At 71.5% G+C, this 15953-nt stretch carries 14 protein-coding genes and 1 riboswitch; of the genes, 4 read left to right on the forward strand and 10 right to left on the reverse strand.

Annotated elements, in window-relative coordinates; all coding sequences use genetic code 11:
* Positions 1-66: 66 nt before the first annotated feature.
* Genes CV755_RS04335 through ribD form a run of 3 tightly spaced genes read right to left on the reverse strand, consistent with a single transcriptional unit; the run spans position 67 to position 2432 of the window.
* Positions 67-711: a nicotinamide mononucleotide transporter family protein gene (locus tag CV755_RS04335; RefSeq protein ID WP_109278793.1), complete on the reverse strand. Its 645-nt coding sequence runs from the start codon at positions 709-711 to the stop codon at positions 67-69.
* A complete protein-coding gene (locus CV755_RS04340; RefSeq protein ID WP_109278794.1) occupies positions 708-1325 on the reverse strand; it encodes a riboflavin synthase in 618 nt (205 codons plus the stop codon). The genes CV755_RS04335 and CV755_RS04340 overlap by 4 nt, the downstream gene beginning before the upstream one ends.
* Before the next feature lie 3 nt (positions 1326-1328).
* On the reverse strand, positions 1329-2432 hold the full coding sequence (gene ribD / locus CV755_RS04345; protein ID WP_109278795.1) for a bifunctional diaminohydroxyphosphoribosylaminopyrimidine deaminase/5-amino-6-(5-phosphoribosylamino)uracil reductase RibD: 1104 nt from the start codon (positions 2430-2432) through the stop codon (positions 1329-1331).
* Between the two features lie 157 nt (positions 2433-2589).
* Positions 2590-2720: riboswitch (FMN riboswitch) on the reverse strand.
* A 155-nt stretch (positions 2721-2875) separates the two neighbouring features.
* On the opposite strand from ribD, the gene CV755_RS04350 reads away from it, so the two are divergent.
* Positions 2876-4072: an MFS transporter gene (locus CV755_RS04350; RefSeq protein ID WP_109278796.1), complete on the forward strand. Its 1197-nt coding sequence runs from the start codon at positions 2876-2878 to the stop codon at positions 4070-4072.
* A gap of 101 nt (positions 4073-4173) precedes the next feature.
* Here CV755_RS04350 and CV755_RS34500 read toward each other — a convergent pair whose 3' ends face one another.
* Positions 4174-4893, reverse strand: coding sequence for a hypothetical protein (locus tag CV755_RS34500; RefSeq protein ID WP_161968586.1), 720 nt, complete (start codon positions 4891-4893; stop codon positions 4174-4176).
* A 227-nt stretch (positions 4894-5120) separates the two neighbouring features.
* On the opposite strand from CV755_RS34500, the gene CV755_RS04360 reads away from it, so the two are divergent.
* Together CV755_RS04360 and CV755_RS04365 are read left to right on the forward strand one after the other, a co-directional pair.
* Positions 5121-6524 carry a uracil-xanthine permease family protein gene (locus tag CV755_RS04360; protein WP_109278797.1) on the forward strand — a complete coding sequence of 468 codons (1404 nt, stop codon included), beginning with the start codon at positions 5121-5123 and terminating at the stop codon, positions 6522-6524.
* A gap of 135 nt (positions 6525-6659) precedes the next feature.
* Positions 6660-7340, forward strand: coding sequence for a DUF5995 family protein (locus tag CV755_RS04365; RefSeq protein ID WP_109279014.1), 681 nt, complete (start codon positions 6660-6662; stop codon positions 7338-7340).
* A 7-nt stretch (positions 7341-7347) separates the two neighbouring features.
* Here CV755_RS04365 and CV755_RS04370 read toward each other — a convergent pair whose 3' ends face one another.
* Entirely contained in the window at positions 7348-9045 is a 1698-nt protein-coding gene (locus tag CV755_RS04370) for a flavin monoamine oxidase family protein (RefSeq protein WP_109278798.1), read from the reverse strand.
* Positions 9046-9103: 58 nt separating this feature from the next.
* Complete coding sequence (locus tag CV755_RS04375) at positions 9104-9907, reverse strand: carbon-nitrogen hydrolase family protein (RefSeq protein WP_109278799.1); 804 nt, start codon at positions 9905-9907, stop codon at positions 9104-9106.
* Between the two features lie 456 nt (positions 9908-10363).
* Between CV755_RS04375 and CV755_RS04380 the strand changes: the two genes are divergently transcribed.
* Complete coding sequence (locus tag CV755_RS04380) at positions 10364-10849, forward strand: DUF2269 family protein (protein ID WP_109278800.1); 486 nt, start codon at positions 10364-10366, stop codon at positions 10847-10849.
* Between the two features lie 33 nt (positions 10850-10882).
* Here the strand turns inward: CV755_RS04380 and efeB are convergent, their stop codons facing one another.
* The 4 genes from efeB to CV755_RS04400 form a co-directional block, all read right to left on the reverse strand.
* On the reverse strand, positions 10883-12166 hold the full coding sequence (gene efeB / locus CV755_RS04385) for an iron uptake transporter deferrochelatase/peroxidase subunit (RefSeq protein WP_109278801.1): 1284 nt from the start codon (positions 12164-12166) through the stop codon (positions 10883-10885).
* A gap of 38 nt (positions 12167-12204) precedes the next feature.
* Positions 12205-14256: an iron uptake transporter permease EfeU gene (efeU, locus tag CV755_RS04390; RefSeq protein WP_109278802.1), complete on the reverse strand. Its 2052-nt coding sequence runs from the start codon at positions 14254-14256 to the stop codon at positions 12205-12207.
* 144 nt (positions 14257-14400) lie between these two features.
* Entirely contained in the window at positions 14401-14856 is a 456-nt protein-coding gene (locus CV755_RS04395; protein WP_109278803.1) for an Lrp/AsnC family transcriptional regulator, read from the reverse strand.
* A gap of 78 nt (positions 14857-14934) precedes the next feature.
* Positions 14935-15936 (reverse strand): TetR/AcrR family transcriptional regulator C-terminal domain-containing protein, encoded by a 1002-nt coding sequence (locus CV755_RS04400; RefSeq protein WP_109278804.1) that lies wholly within the window; start codon positions 15934-15936, stop codon positions 14935-14937.
* Between the last annotated feature and the right edge of the window lie 17 nt (positions 15937-15953).

Raw genomic sequence — 15953 nt, forward strand, 5'->3', positions numbered from 1 at the left:
GTCGGGCGGCCGCACGCGGGTCGCGCGGCGGCGTGGTTGTCGGGCCTGGCCCGCCGGGCGGGCGCATCAGAACGCCGGTGCGGTACGGGCGCCCGGACGCGAGCGCAGCCACCAGTCACGCAGCCCCCAGAGCACCAGGCCGAGGTAGACCACATAGACCAGGCCGGAGAAGGCCAGTCCGCTGGAGAAGGCCAGCGGGACACCGACCACGTCCACCAGCAGCCAGGCGAGCCAGAACTCCACCAGCCCGCGGGCCTGGGCGACCATGGCCGCCAGCGTGCCGACGAAGATATAGGCGTCCGGCCAGGGGTTCCACGACAGCTGCGGTACGGCGGTGAACAGCGTGCCCACGGCCAGGGTGCCCAGGGCCGTCCCGCCCAGCAGCGCCAGCCGCTCGCGGGCCGTGGCGAAGCGTACGGCCACCGAGCCGCCCTCGGCGTCGCGCCCGCCGCGCCCCCACTGCCGCCAGCCCCACACGGCCACGCCGATCACCAGCAGCTGCTTGCCCACTCCCCCGCTGAGGTGGGCGGAGGCATAGGCGGCCACCAGTATCAGCCCGGACAGCAGCTGGGCGGGCCAGGTCCAGATGGAGCGCTTCCAGCCCAGGGCGAGGGCGGCCAGTCCGATGGTGTTGCCGATGGCGTCGGACCAGATCACATGCTGTCCGAAGGCCGAGAAGGCCTCACCGGTCAGCCAGTTGAGCGAGGTCATGCGCGCTCCCGGAGGTCAGGGGTGGCGGTGTGGGCGAGCAGCCGCTCGGTGTACTTGGCCAGTACGTCCACCTCGAGGTTGACCGGGTCGCCGGCGGTCTTGAAGCCCAGGGTGGTCAGGGCGAGGGTGGTGGGGATGAGGCTGATGGTGAAGAAGTCGTCCCCCGCCTCCACCACGGTCAGGCTCACCCCGTCCACGGTGATGGAGCCCTTGGCGGCCACATAGCGGCTGAGTCCGGCGGGCAGCGAGACCGTGACCACGTCCCAGTGCTCGGAGCGTTCCCGGCCGAGGATCACTCCGGTGCCGTCCACATGGCCCTGGACCAGGTGGCCGCCGAGGCGGCCGTCCGCCTTCAGCGGGCGCTCCAGGTTCACCCGGGAGCCGGGGCCCAGCCCGCCCAGGCTGGAGCGCTTGAGGGTCTCGGCCATCACATCGGCGGTGAACTCCCCGTCCGCGGTCTCGACCACGGTCAGGCAGACACCGTTGACCGCGATGGAGTCGCCGTGCCGGGCGTCCTCGGTGACCAGCGGGCCGCGCAGCCGGATCCGGGAGCTGTCACCGAGGCTCTCCACGGCGACGACCTCACCCAGCTCTTCGACGATTCCGGTGAACATCCGTCAGTTCTCCTCGATTGCTTGTGACTTGGGGATGGCGGTCAGGCGCAGATCAGGGCCGATCCGGGTGACCTCGGTGATGTCCAGGCGCAGCGCCTCGCCGATGCTGCCGATGCCCGCCCCGGCCAGGGCGGCGGGCCCGGCGCCCAGCAGGGCGGGGGCGAGATAACCGGTCACCCGGTCCACCGCGCCGGCCGCCAGGAAGGCGCCGGCCAGCACCGGCCCGCCCTCCAGCAGCACCGAGCGCACCCCGCGCTCATACAGCGCGGCGAGCAGCTCCGGGATGCCGACGCGGCCGTCACGGGTGGGCAGCCGCAGCACCTCCGTCCCGGGCAGGTGCCGGGTGTCGGCGTCCGGGCCGGTGACCACCAGGGTGGGCGCGGCATCGTCCAGGACGCGGGCGTCCGGCCGGATGGTGGCCCGGGTGTCCAGCACCACGCGCAGCGGCTGGACGGCGCCCTCGATGCCGCGTACGGCCAGCTGGGGATCGTCGGCATGCAGCGTGCCGGAGCCCACCACCACCGCGTCCGCCTCGGCGCGCAGCCGGTGGACATCCGCGCGGGAGGCGGCGGAGGTGATCCAGCGGCTGCTGCCGTCGGCGGCAGCGCTGCGGCCGTCCAGGGTGGCGGCGTACTTCCACCGCACCTGGGGGCGGCCCCGGGTGACCGAGAACAGCCAGGCGGCATTGCCTTCGGCGGCCTCCTCGGCCAGCAGGCCGCCCTCGGTGGCCACTCCGGCCGCGGCCAGGGTGGCCGCGCCGCCGGTGGCGGTGGGGTCGGGATCGGCCACCGCGTAGACCACCCGGGCGATGCCCGCCTCGATCAGCGCCTGGGCGCAGGGGCCGGTGCGCCCGGTGTGGTTGCAGGGCTCCAGGGTGACCACGGCGGTGGCGCCGCGTACCGCATGGCCCCGGGCGGCGGCGTCCCGCAGGGCGTTGACCTCGGCATGGGCCTGTCCGGCACGCTGGTGGAAGCCCTCGCCCAGCACCCGGCCGGCCGGGTCCAGCAGGACACAGCCGACGACGGGGTTGGGGCTGGTCGCACCGAGTGCACGGGCGGCGAGCGCGATGGCGCGTCGCATCGCCTCTGCTTCGGTCGCGGTGGCCACCGGGTCCTCCTGCCTCTTCGGGCACGGACTCCGGGGCGTCGTCAGGAACGACGAGAAAGCGGGTGCACAACGCCGGTGGCGGAACCGCCGATACCGAGGGCCGTCCCCGCGACGGGTACGGCCGGACCGGCGGCGGCGCATAGCCGACGTCTGCCCGCCGCGCACTGCCTCCCATCCGGACTTTAACCGTCGGTCCAGGAATTTCACCTGGTCAACCGGCCGCTGGCGGCGGACGGGTCGCGGACTGTAACCGCCGGTTCGGACTTTCACCGACCCCGGAGTGCGCTGCGTAAGTTGAATTACGGTGTGCGATCCGCGGAAGCTCCACGGATCGACGCCCCCCGAGCGTACGACGCCCGGCCGCGCGGTGTCCACGGGGACTTGACAAGGTGGGACAGCTCACGTTGGTTGCCAGGGGCGGCAGGACGGAAGGGAGACCCGGCATGAACGGTGGCGGCCCCGGACGGTTACACCGGGCGCGGCCGGCCCTGTCCGCGGTCTTCGCCGTGCATGGCGCGGTCACCGGTGACTTCGCCACCCGGATCCCCTGGATCCGGGACCATCTGGGCCTGGACAACGGGCAGTTGGGCCTGGCCCTGGCCTTCCCCGCGCTGGGCTCCTTCGCCGCGATGCCGCTGGCGGGCCGGATCACCCACCGCCTGGGCTCCCGGACCGCGCTGCGCCTGCTGATCGTCCTGTGGTGCGCCTCGCTGGCGCTGCCCGCCCTGGCGCCCTCGCTGCCCGCGCTGTGCGGGGCGCTGGCACTGTACGGGGCCGCCTCCGGAATGGCCGATGTGGCGATGAACGCGCTGGGCGTGGAGACCGAGAACCTGCTGGGCCGCCCGGTCATGTCCGGCCTGCACGGCATGTGGAGCGCCGGGGCGCTGGCCGGGGCGGCGGTGGGCACCCTGGCCGCGCATACCGGCCTGGACGCCCGGCTCCACCTGGCACCGGCGGCCGGGGTGCTCGCCCTGCTGGGCGCGGCCGCCTGCCGCTGGGCGCCGGACCTGCGCCCGCCGCCCGGCGAGCGCCCGCCGCCGCGCTTCGCGCTGCCGCCGCGGTCCGCCCTGGCCATCGGCGCGGTCGGCTTCTGCGCGGTCTTCGCGGAGGGCGCCGGACTGGACTGGTCGGCCGTCTATCTGCGCGATGTCATGGGGTCCGGCGCCGGCCCGGCGGCCGCCTGCACCACGGCCTTCTCCTGCACCATGGCGGCCGCCCGGTTCGCCGGTGACGCCGCGGTGCGCCGCTTCGGGCCGGTACGTACGGTACGCGCGAGCGGCGCCCTGGCCACCGCAGGCGGGCTGCTGGTGGTCGCCGCCCCCGGCCCGGCACCGGCGATGGCCGGTTTCGCGCTGCTGGGCCTGGGCGTCGCGGTGGTGGTCCCGCTGGCCTTCGCCTCGGCGGCGCGCAGCGGCCCGGCCCCCAGCCAGGCCATCGCCGGGGTGGCCACCATCACCTACAGCTCCAGCCTGGTGGCCCCCTCGGTCATCGGCCGGCTCTCCGACGCCACCTCACTGACCGCCTCTTTCGGCCTGGTGACGGCGCTGACCGTGGGTCTGACCGCGGCCGCGGGGGTACTGCGGGTGCCCGCCGGACGGCCGGCCGGGCGGCCGGGGGCCCTGGCCGCCCCAGAGGACTGAGCCGCGCACACATCACCGCGGGCCGCGTGCCGGGCGAGTGCCCGGGTACGCGGCCCGCGGTCGAAGGGGCTGTTCAGACGTTGACCGGCTGAGCCTCCGGCCTAGTCGAAGATGCCGAACAGGTTGACGTTGCTGACGTGCTCGAAGTGACGGCTGCTGTGGTGGTGACCGTGCTCGCAGTCCTCACCGCGCCCACGGTCCCAGCCGCCGTGCCCACGGTCGCAGTCCTCGCCACGCCCGCGGCCCCAGCCGCCGTGCCCACGGTCGCAGTCCTCACCGCGCCCACGGCCCCAGCCGCCGTGCTCCCAGCCGCCCCGCTCCCAGCCGCCTCGGTCACAGTCACCGTGACGGCCACCGCGGCCCCAGTCACCCCAGTTGCCGCCACCCCAGTTGCCCCAGTTGCCGCCACCCCAGTTACCCCACAGGCCGCCGCCTTCGTGGCAGCCGCCGCCCCAGCGGTTGTGGCGACCGGAGTGAACGATCCCGAAGACGTTCCAGTTGTTCCAGTCTCTGGTCCAGTGGTCCTCGCTCCAGCCGCCCCAGCGGCCGCCATGGTCGCAGTCGTGGTCCCGGCCGTGGTCCCGGCCGCGGTCGCAGTCGCGGCCACGGTCGCGGTCGCGGTCGCGGTCGCGGCCCCGGTCGCGGCCACGGTCACGGTCCCGGTCACGGCCACCGTCGCGGCCGTGGTCGTCGTCCCAGCTCACCGTCTGACCGACGGACGGGGACTGCGGCGCGGCGTGAGCCACCCCGGCGGCCGCCGGCACGATGACGCCAGTAGCAAGGATCGCAGCAGCCGCAGTGCGGCCGACGAGCTTACGCATGTATGTCTCCTGGTTTGCAGGAAATCGGACAACCAACCCATACCGCGCAGTGCGGGGTGCTCAGCCGAGGGTCACGGCCGTACAGCCTTACGGGGCGGGAATTGGTCCGATCGCAGCAGCGCCCGCCGGGGCCACGGCCCGGCCGCCGGAACGACGGCGCCCTGCTCAGGCGCCCTTAACATGGTCCGGATCATCACATCGGGACATCGAGCACCTCAGGAGCGGTCATGGGCCTTGGCGTCCGCTGGACCCTGCACGGCGACGGACGCACCCCGGCCCCGGGAGCGGTGGTACGCCCCGACGAGCGGCTGTCCTGGCCGCGCACCGTGGGGCTGGGCGCCCAGCATGTGGTCGCGATGTTCGGCGCGTCTTTTGTGGCTCCGGTGCTCATGGGTCTGGATCCCAATCTGGCCATCATGATGTCCGGGGTCGCCACCATCCTGTTTCTGCTGGCCACCCGGGGCCGGATCCCCAGCTATCTGGGATGCAGCCTCTCCTTCGTCGGTGTGGCGGCCATCATCCGGGCCCAGGGCGGCGGCAGCGCGGCGGTCACCGGGGCCATCTTCGTGGTCGGCGGGGTGCTGCTGCTCAGCGGCCTGGCGGTGCGCCGGTTCGGCGCCCGGGTGATCCATGCGGCGATGCCGCCGGTGGTGACCGGTGCGGTGGTGATGCTGATCGGCTTCAACCTGGCGCCGGTCACGGCCACCGTCTACTGGCCGCAGGACCAGTGGACGGCGCTGCTCACCATGCTCTTCACCGGGCTGGCGGTGGTCTGTCTGCGCGGTTTCTGGTCCCGGGTGGCCATCTTCCTGGGACTGGTCTTCGGTTACGCCCTGTCCTGGATCCTGGACCGGCTCTTCGGCAAGATCCACTCGGTGCATGGGGGGACTCAGGCGGTGGACCACTGGCGGCTGGACCTCTCCGGGGTGTCCAAGGCCGACTGGATCGGACTGCCCTCGCTGCACACCCCGTCCTTCGGCTGGTCGGCCACTCTGGTGGCGCTGCCGGTGGTGATCGCCCTGATCGCCGAGAACGCCGGCCATGTCAAGGCGGTCGGCGAGATGACCGGGGATCCGCTGGACGACCAGCTGGGCACCGCCATCTCCGCCGATGGCGCGGCGACCATGCTCTCCACGGCGGTGGGCGGCCCCGCCAACACCACCTACTCCGAGAACATCGGGGTGATGGCGGCCACCCGGGTTTACTCCACCGCGGCCTACTGGGCGGCGGCCGGCTTCGCCCTTCTGTTCGGTGTATGCCCCAAGTTCGGCGCGGTGGTGGCGGCCGTTCCGGGCGGGGTGCTGGGCGGGATCACGGTGATCCTCTACGGCATGATCGGCCTGCTGGGCGCCCAGATCTGGGTGCACAACAAGGTGGACCTGCGCAATCCGCTCAACCTGGTACCGGTCGCGGCGGGCATCATCATCGGCATCGGCGGGGTGAGCCTGAAGTTCGGCAAGAACTTCGAGCTCAGCGGGATCGCCCTGGGCACCCTGGTGGTGCTCACCGGCTATCACGCCCTGCGCGCCCTGGCCCCGGCCCACCTCAAGCGGCAGGAACCCCTGCTGGACGAGGGGACCAGCGGCTATGACAGCGTGGTGGAGGACGATTCCAAGTCAACGCATTCGTAAGCCCGTTGCACCCCGGCTCACTCTTTCCGGTGGACCGGATCCCAGAACTCTCCACTCTCCGTGTTCGCATGTCACTCTCTGTATATGACGACGAGGGGGATGACGGGGATGACGGACACCACGGGGACGGCACGGATGGCGGGGGCTGCCGCACCCGCCGGAATCGACTGGGTACTCGCCCGGATGCACGGGCTGGAGAGGGCGCTCCCCCCGCGGGACGGGGTGGCGGTCTTCAACCGGGTGTATCTGTCGGTCACCGAGGAGGTCGGCCGACGGGTCACCGCCGGCCGGTTCCAGGACCGGCTGGCCACCACGGAGTTGGATGTGCTCTTCGCCGAGCGCTATCTCACCGCGGTGGACCGCGCCGCCGCGGGACGGCCGGCACCGGCCTGCTGGCGGCCGCTGTTCCAGCTGCGCGGCCACCCGGCGGTGCGGCCCGTCCAGTTCGCCCTGGCCGGGATCAACGCCCATATCGGCCATGATCTGCCGCTGGCGCTCACCGACACCTGCCGGGCCCTGGGGGCCGAACCCGCCGAGCTGGAAAAGGACTTCAACCGCGTCGGCGAGCTGCTGGTCTCCATGGAGGAGCGGATCCGGGAGGAGCTGATACCGGGCCATGAGCCGCTGGATGTGGCCGATCCGCTGACCCACCTGCTGGGCTCCTGGACCCTGGAGGCCGCGCGGGGTGCGGCCTGGGCCGCCTTCCGGACGCTCTGGGCCATACGCCATCTGCCCGAGCTGGCCCGGGAGTTCGCGGACCGGATCGACGCCGGAGTCGGCCTGGTCGGCCGCTGCCTGCTCACCCCGCTGTGCTGAAGGGCCCTCAGTCCTCCGGGAGTTCCACCGGGGCGATCTCGTCGAAGACATCGCCGGGGCCCGGGTTGGTGGGGTCGGTGGCACCACCGAAGTGGTGCATCACTCCCCATACGGCGTTGAGCGCGGTCTGCACGGCACCCTCGGCCCAGCCGGCGGTCCAGGAGATGTCGTCACCGGCCAGGAAGAGGCCGCGCTTGTTCTCGGGGAGGCGGTCCTGCATGAAGTGGGTGTACAGCCGGCGCTGATAGCGGTAGTGGCCGGGCAGGTTGGCCTTGAACGCGCCCATGAAATAGGGCTCGTTCTCCCAGGAGATGGTGACCGGGTTGCCGATGATGTGCTTGCGGATGTCCACCTTGGGATAGATCTCGCCCAGCGACTTCAGCATCACCTCCAGGCGCTCCCCGGCCGACAACGGCAGCCACTTCAGGCTGTCATCGCACCAGGTGTAGGAGAGGCAGATCACCGCGGGCTTGTCCGGCCCGTTGTCCAGCAGATAGGTGCCACGGGTCATCCGGTCGGTGAGCGTCATGCTCATCACGTCCCGGCCGGTCTCCTCGTCCTTGTCCAGCCAGAAGGGCCGGTCCACCGGAATGAACAGCTTGGAGGACTCCATGTAGTGGGTACGCTCGACCGCCGTCCAGTGGTCGATGGGCAGCAGCTCGTCATCGCACTGGATCTTCGACAGCAGCATCCAGGACTGGGCGGTGAAGACCGCCGCCCGGTAGGTGCGGATGTCCCCGGCGGCGTCGGTGACCGTGATGTGGTTGCCCGCGGTGCGGTGCAGCCGGGTGACGGCCGGCCGCGGCTCGCCGCCGTGCAGCGAGGCCAGTGAGGTGCCCTGGGGCCAGTGCACCATCTTTCGCGGCTCGCGCTCCCAGAGCCGCAGGGGCAGCTGCTGGCTGCCGCCGACGATGCCGCGGTGGTGGTCGTCCGCCTCGGTGTAGACGACGCGCAGGATCTCCAGGATGGAGTTGGGGAAGTCGGTGTCCCAGCCGCCGGTGCCGAAGCCGACCTGACCGAAGATCTCGCGATGCCGGAAGGAGGCGAAGGCCGCGGAGTCACAGAGGAAGCCATAGAAGGTCTGGTTGTCGAGCTTCTCGACCAGCCTGGCCCAGATTTCACGGATGCGGGGCACATCGCGCTCGCGCATGGCCCGGTTCATGGCGGAGAAGTCGGCGCCCTCCTCCAGGCAGGCGTTCCAGGCGGCGGCGACATCGCGGTAGACCTGGGGCAGGTCGTCGATGGTCCGCGCATAGTGGGACTCGCCCTTGAGGTCCACCACGGTGGAGGGGGTGCACGGCGCCAGCGGGTTGGGGAAGGGCTTGGTCTCCAGGCCCACCAGGTCGATGTAGTGCTGGAAGGCGGTGGAGGAGGGCGGGAAGCGCATGGCGCCCATTTCGGCGGTCAGTTCACCGTCACAGCCTTCGAAGCCCACGGTGCGCAGCCGGCCGCCGATCTGGTCGGCCTCGTAGACGACCGGCTTGAGCCCCATCTTCATCAGCTCATAGGCGGTGATGATGCCGGACAGTCCGCCGCCGATCACGGCGACCTCGGTGCCGTGCTCGGTGGCCGGTATCTGGCCCAGGCCGGCCGGGTGGGCCAGGAAGTCGTCATAGGCGAAGGGGAAGTCCGGTCCGAACATGGTGATGGGCGGCTCGGCCGGGAGCTGCTCGTCATGGACGGCGGTGGGCACCGTGGACGTCATCGGCTGGACTCTCCTACTGAAAGGCGGTGTTGGGGCGGGAGCTGTGGGCGGGGGGTGCTCAGAGGAGCGAGGTGTACAGCTCGGGGCGGCGGTCGGTGAGGTAGGTGTTCTCGGCGCGGGAGGCCCTGAGAAGCTGGGGGTCGATGTCGCCGAGGATCAGGTCACTGCGGTCGGCGGAGGCCCGGGCGCGGACGGTGCCGTCGGGCGCGGCCAGACAGGACAGTCCGGCGAAGGTGAAGTCGCCTTCCGGACCGCACCGGTTGGCATAGGCGATATAGAGCTGGCTCTCCCAGGCGCGGGCCGGGACGATGGTGTGCGGCACGATCTCATAGGGCCGCATCAGCGCGGTGGGCACCAGCAGGACCTCGGTACCGGCCAGGGCGTGCGCCCGCACCGGTTCCGGGAACTCCACGTCGTAGCAGGTCAGCAGGCCCAGCCGGAGGCCGTCCAACTCGGCCTGGACCACGGCGGCTTCGCCGGGGGTGAAATGGGCGGTCTCATAGGCGCCGAAGAGATGGGTCTTGCGGTAGCACGCCAGCGGTTCACCGGACGGGCCTATCAGGGCGCTGGAGTTGAACAGCCGCTCGCCCGCGCGCTCGGGGTAGCCGTAACAGATGGCCAGGCCGTGCTCGGCGGCGATGCGGGCCACCGCGCGGGCGGAGGGGCCGTCGGCGGCTTCGGCGCGGTCGCGGACCTCCTCACCCAGGGCGTAGCCGGTGAGGTACAGCTCATTGGTCAGCAGCAGCCGGGCCCCGCCGGCGGCGGCGCGGCGGGCGGCGGTCTCCAGGGCGGAGAGCGTCTCGTCGGTCGAGGCGGGAACGCCGCTGGGTCCCTGGAACAGTGCAATGCGCAGCGACGTCATAGGTCCTCGTTTTCAACCGGTCAGCAGGGGGCCACAGGGCCGTGAACGCAGGATTTCGTTAAGCGCCTTGACGGTACGGCTGGGCATCGGCGTGCGACAAGGCGCGGATGTTGCGTGACGGCGGTCGATTTGTTGCGCCTTGGGCGCCATTTCCGGCGATTCATTGCACGAGCGTCCGGCGGTGCGCTTTCCGTCGGCCACGGTGGGGGCGGGGGCGGCGGTGGCAGCCGGTTTCCCCGGTGCCGGGTCATGGCCGCCCTGGGCGCCCTGCCTCGGGTGGCCATCGGGGGCCTGCCCGGGCGGGTGAGTCCGGGGCCCGGTGAGCTGGTGGGGGCGGGCGTCGGCGGCAATGGCTCGCAGGGGCGGGGCGGTGTACCCGGCGTCGGGGCGGTCCGGGCCCGGTGCTAGCGTCCAGACGTTTGAAGCCGGAATGCAACCCATGGGGGCCATGCGCTCATGACCAAGCTAGTGCTCAGCATCCACGTCCTGGCGGCCATCATCCTGATAGGCCCGGCCACGATCGCCGCGAGCCTGTTCCCCCGCTATGCCCGGCAGGCGCTGGCCCCGCAGGGCGAAGAGGCCGGTTCGGCCATGGGCGCGTTGCGGGTGCTGCACCGGGTCACCCGGCTCTATGCCGGCGCCTCCCTGCTGGTCCCCGCCTTCGGTGTGGTCACCGCCCAGCTGATGGGCTCGCTGGGGCAGAGCTGGATGATCGCCTCCATGGTGCTCACCGCGATCGCCGCGGGCCTGCTGGCCTTCACCGTTTTCAGCCAGGACGCCGTGATGGAGGTGCTGGACGAGAAGGCCGGGGACACCGCCGCGCGGTCGGCCGCCGCGGCCACCCTCCCCCGGCTGGCCATGATCACCGGGCTGTTCTCGCTGGCCTGGGCGGTGGTCACGGTACTGATGGTCTTCCGCCCCGGCTCCAGCACCGGGGCGTAGTCCCCCCGCCCGGCCTCAGCGCCCGGCCCGGCCTCAGCCGCCCAGCAGGCCGCGGCCCAGCCAGTCGCCGGAGTCACGGACTCCGGGCAGGGCGAAGAAGTAGCCGCCGCCGGTCGGCGAGATGTAGTCCACCAGCGGCTCGTCCTTCAGCCGCTCCTGGTTGGCCTCGAACTGGCGCTTGACGTCCTGCTGGTAGCAGCAGAAGACCAGACCCATATCGAGGTTGCCGACGTTGTCCACGCCCCGGTCGTAGTTGTAGCCGCGGCGCAGGATCCGGGAGTCGTCGGTCTTGGCGGTGCGCGGGTTGGCCATCCGTATATGGGCGGTGAGCGGAATGGCCTCGCCCTTGGGGTCCGCGGAGTAGCGCGGGATATCGGTCTCCTTGGCTCCGTCCAGCGGAGCGCCGGTGTCCTTGCGGCGGCCGAACATCTTCTCCTGTTCGGCGAGGGAGACCCGGTCCCAGAATTCCACCAGCATCCGGATGATGCGGATCACCTGGTAGCTGCCGCCCACCGCCCAGGACGGCTCGCCCAGTTGCTCGGTGACCCAGACCAGCCGGTCCATCTCCCGGGCGGATGCGGTGTCCGGGTTGGCTATGCCGTCCTTGAAGCCCAGCAGATTGCGCTGGGCGCCGGTCGGGCGCGGCGCGTTCTGGAAGCCGTCCACCCGCCACTTGATCTGCATGGCGCCCCGGGTGTGCCGGGCGATGTCCCGCAGCGCGTGCAGCACCACATCCTGCCGGGCGGCACAGATCTGCAGCGAGAGGTCGCCATGGCACTCGGCCGCCTGCAGATTGTCATTGGGGAAGGTGCGCATGGGGGTGAGCTTGCGGGGCTTGGCCTTCTCCAGGCCGAAGCGGCCGTCGAAGAGCGAGGCCCCCACGCCCAGGGTCACGGTCAGCTTCTCGGCCGGGACCACGGGGCCCAGGATGCCGTTGTCCGAGGGCGGGGCGCCCACACCCAGGTCCTCGGGGGCACCGCCCGCGGTCAGCAGCCGGGCCCGCTCGGTGATGGTCTTGAAGAGCTCGGCCAGTTCCTTGCGGTTGTCCGCGATCACATTGAGCGAGACAAAGCTGGCGGCCTCGGGCTGCGGAGTGGTGATGCCCGCCTGGTGGGCGCCGTGGAAGGGCACCTTGCCGTGGTCCCCGGCCACCTCGGTCTCGGCGGCTTGGGCCGGGGTGCCGCTGACGGTCCGGCCCAGGGCGAAGCCACCGCCGGCCAGGGCGGCACCGGCCGCTCCGGCGCCCAGCACCGTCTTGGTGAAGCCCCGGCGTCCTGGAGCGAATCCGCCCGGCGTGAGGTCCGAGTCGGCGGTCATGGCATGGTTCCCTTCGCGGCGGTGCAACGGCGTCTGCATCAGGCGGACTTGCGGATTTCCAGGAGGTCGGGCACGGGGGCCAGGTCTTCGAGCAGCTGGCCGGTGGCGCCGTTGAGGCGGGCGCGGGTGCCGGCGTCCAGCTTGTCCACCGGGGTCCACTTGTCGTCCTGGTGGGCCGCGTCCAGCAGCTTCTGCACCCGGGCGATGTCCCCGTCCACCCGGGAGAGCAGGCCCGCGTCGCGCTTGGTGAGCAAGGGGCGCAGTACGTCCAGGAGTTCGCGGGTGCCGGTCAGATTGGCGTCCGCGGTGGCCAGATTGGTGCCGCTGCCCTCGTCGGTGTCGCCGGTCAGCTCGAACTGGAGGGTGTTCTCCAGGATCTCATGGGTGCGCAGCGGCAGGTCGCCCGGGTCGAAGTCCTGGCCGGGGAAGGCCTGCCGCAGCCCGTCGGCGTCCTTGGCCAACTGCTCAGCGGGGCCGCGCAGTTCGTCCGCGGACTGGCCGTGCCACAGCCCGTACTCAAGGCGGTGGAAGCCGGCGAAGTCCTTGTCGCGCTCAGCGTCGGGCAGTCCGTCCTTGCGCCCGTTGATCTTCTGGTCGAAGTCCTGGAAGGTGCCGTAGGCCGCGCCGAGGGAGGAGTAGGTGCGGTGGGCGGTGAGCCAGTCACCGCGGGCGGCGTCGAGGTCGCCGCCGTTGATGTCGTCGCTGAGCTTCCGGGTCTGTGAAGTCAGCGTGGCCAGGCCCTGGTTGACATAGTTCTTGTAGGCGGCCAGCGGTGCGGCCAGATCCCGCTCGGCGACCGGGGAGACGGCCTTGGCATTGCCGCCGCCGCTGACCCGGACCGCGGCCGAGGTGACGGCCTTGCCGCCGGTGGGCACACAGCGCCAGGCGTACTGGCCGCCGCCCACGGTGGCCACCAGGTCGCGGGTGGTGCCGGGGGCCAGTCCCTCGATCTCGCCGTAGACGGCGTTGCTGGCCGGGTCGATCAGATAGACCTCGGAGGCCTTGTCACCGGTGTTGTGCATCTGGAAGGTCTGCCGGCCGGGCCGGGGGGCGGTGAAGCCCTTGCCGCAGTCCTTCTCGGAGACGGCCACGGTCTGGGCTCCGGCGGGCTTGCCGCCGCTGAAGGCGACCACCGCTCCGGCGGCCACCGCGGGCACCGCGACCACGGCGGCGGGGATCACCCAGGCCGGACGGCGGCGCGGCGCCGGGGCGTCCCCGGCCGGCTCGCCGTCCTTGGCGGCCGCGGCGGCCTTCGCGGGCTTGGGCTCCTTGGGTGCCTTGGCCCGTACGCCCCGGACGAACAGCGTCATCACCACGGCCAGATAGCCGGCATAGGCGATCACCTGCAGCCAGGTCATGGCCGGGGTGAGGTTGAAGACGCCCTGGACCAGGGTGCTGTACCAGGAGCTCGCGTCGATGTGCGGGCTCAGGTCGAAGGCGAAGGCCTCCTTGCCCGGCAGGGTGCCGCCCTCCTGGAGGTCGCGCAGGCCGTAGCCGAGCACACCGGCGGCGATGACGATCAGAACGACGCCGGTCGCGGTGAAGAACCTGGTCAGGTTGATCTTCAGCACCCGGCGGTACAGGCCCCAGCACAGCCCCGCCGCGATGACCAGTCCGATGCCGGCGCCGGTCAGCGGTCCGGCGGACTCGCCGGCGGCCCGGGCGGTGGTCCACAGGAACAGCGCCGTCTCCAGGCCCTCGCGGCCCACGGCCAGGAAGGAGGTGACGATCAGCATGCCCGCGCCCATGGTGAGGGCGCTGGTGACCTTCTCCTTGATCTCACCGGAGAGGTTGCGGGCCGAGCGGCGCATCCAGAACACCATGGCCGTGACAAAGGCGACGGCGATGACGCTGAGCGCGCCGCCGAAGGACTCCTGGGCGGTGGTGGAGAGGCTGGCGGCGGTGAAGGTGAGCACCGCGCCAAAGCTCATGGCCAGGGCCATCGCGGCCAGTACGCCCGTCCAGACCTGTGGCAGGCGGGACTTGGCGCCGGCGCGCACCAGGGTGGCGACCAGGATGGAGACGATGAGCCCGGCTTCCAAGCCTTCCCGGAGTCCGATCAGAAAGCTTGGAAAAGCGTCATCCCACATGGTGTCCTCCCCCGCAGCCGTGATGGCGCATGGTCAAGTTCCGTGCCACCGGCTGCCGGTCGCCCTGGTTAGCGAAGCCATACCTTAATGAGGTGGACCTTAGTTGTCTACGGAAGTGTAGTCAAAAAATCGCATTTGCGCTGGTCAAGAGGGTGCACCGGAACTGAACCGGCGCAGCAGCGGAGACAGCACCAGCACCGATTTGGTGCGCTCCACAAAGGGTTCGCCGGCGATGCGCTCCAACACCCGCTCAAAATGCCGCATATCGGATGCGAAGATCTGCACCAGGGCATCGGCCTCACCGGTGACCGTGGAGGCCGATGCCACCTCCGGATAGCGCGAGAGCCCCCGGTGGATGGCCTCGGGCGAGGTGTTGCGCCGGCAGTACAGCTCGATAAAGCCCTCGGTCTCCCAGCCCAGCGCCGCCGGATCCACCCGGACCGTGAAACCGGTGATGGCACCCTCGGCGCGCAGCCGGTCCACCCGGCGCTTGACCGCCGGAGCGGACAGGCCGATCTCCGCGCCGATGTCGGCGTAGGAGCGCCTGGCGTCCTCGGCCAGGGCGTGCACGATGCGTTCGTCGAGCTCGTTCAGTCGCACGGGGGGCGGATCACTTCTCTGCGGAATCAGCGGAAACTGCGGAAACAGCGGATAACTGCGGTACCCATGAAAAGTAGATCACGCGTCCGGCCCGCACTCCGACCCGAGCGCGGCCCGGCGCCCGACCAGCGCGGTCAGCCCGTCCAGCAGCGGCCCCAGGCCGAACTCGAAGAGCTCGTCCAGATAGAGGTCATAGCCGGTCTCGGAGAATTCCCGGAGGACCTTGGCGAAGGTGGGGTAGCGGCCGGTGGCGGCCAGCGCCGCCAGGGCACCGGCCTGGGAGTCCAGCCACTCGTTCTCCGTCATCCCGGTCACACTCTCGGCCTGCGCCTGGCGTTCCAGGTGCACGGCGATGCCCTGGACATAGCTGTAGAGCAGCACATTGAGGTTGAACATGGTGGTGGCGTCCAGGCCCTGGCCGTCCAGCGCGGCCAGGTTCCACTCGGAGAAGGCGATCATTCCGGGCAGGGCGATCGGCCGGGTCAGCGGGCCGATATGGGCCAGCCAGGGGTGGGCCCGGTGGGCCGCCCACAGCGTCCGGGCGCCGGTTTCCAGACGGGCCCGGCAGCCGGCCGGAGCCTCGGCGGGCAGCGGGGTGTCGGCCAGCGCGGCCTCGGCCATCAGCAGGATCAGGTCGTCCTTGCCGCCGACATGACGGTAGGTGGACATCACGGCGACGCCCAGCCGCGCGGCCACTCCCCGCATGGACAGCGCGGCCAGGCCCTCACGGTCGGCGAGCTCGATGGCGGCCCGCACAATCCGCTCGCGGGTCAGCTCCCCTTCCCTGGCGGGAGCGGCCGGGGCCGTGCTCCCGGCGGGGGCGGGGGACGCGGGCGGCGTCCGGGAGGCCACCACGGTGCCCACCCGTGGTTCGGCCCGCACCAGGCCCTCCTGGCGCAGGGTGGTCAGCACCTTGGTGGCGGTGGCCAGGGCCACCTGCCACTCCCGGGCGATCTGGCGGGTGGACGGCACCCGGTCGCCGGGCGCCAGCTCCCCGTCGGCGATGCGCTTGCGGATCGCGGCGGCGATCCGCAGATACGGCGGAATGGATTTCGCGGATTGCGCGGACTTCGCGGCCATTTTTCGGTCCCCCTTGG

It is taken from the genome of Streptomyces orinoci (genome assembly GCF_003121295.1).
Classification (GTDB): domain Bacteria; phylum Actinomycetota; class Actinomycetes; order Streptomycetales; family Streptomycetaceae; genus Streptomyces; species Streptomyces orinoci.